Here is a 582-nt window from a genome sequence, read left to right as displayed (position 1 = left end):
CCATCTGGCGCTCCCGGTGGTGAACCTAAGAGATCAGATCACCAAACTGCGGGATAGTTCCCTGATTTGAGCAACAACGCCCTCTTCGTTCGTAAGGGTTCTCAAATCAGTCCCCTTCGGGATGTACTGTCGCAGCAATCCGTTGAAGTTTTCGTTCAGGCGTAAGCGCCGCTAAATCGACCTACTTGCCTTCGTTGTATTGCGCCACTTTTTTTGCAATGGGCTCCAGCGGGACGTTCCATGGTAGCAGGGCTTCGAGTTTTTCCAGGCTATCGGCCTCGCCGATCTGCGCCAGCACATGGTTGATATACGCTGATGGCTCCAGGTCATTGGCTTTGGCTGTCTCCAGCAGCGAGTAGCAGGTTGCACTGGCCTTGGCGCCTTGCGCGCTGTCGGCGAACAACCAGGCCTTGCGCCCCACGGCGAACGGGCGGATCGCGTTCTCCGCCAACACATTGCTGATGTGCAGATCACCCCGCTCGCAGTAGCCGACCAGATGGGGCCACTGCCCCAGCGTGTATTCCATCGCCTTTCTCGTCAGCGAGCCTTTCATCACCTTGCCGACGTTATTGTCCAGCCAGG

General features: G+C 57.4%; 1 protein-coding gene. It reads right to left on the bottom strand.

The features are described from left to right. Positions 1-181: 181 nt before the first annotated feature. Positions 182-582: IS66 family transposase (locus ACYVG7_RS00440; protein ID WP_460881290.1), on the bottom strand; the 401-nt coding region annotated here is incomplete at its 5' end.

It is taken from the genome of Pseudaeromonas pectinilytica, assembly GCF_054780855.1.
This window is presented reverse-complemented; position numbering and strand designations above follow the sequence as displayed.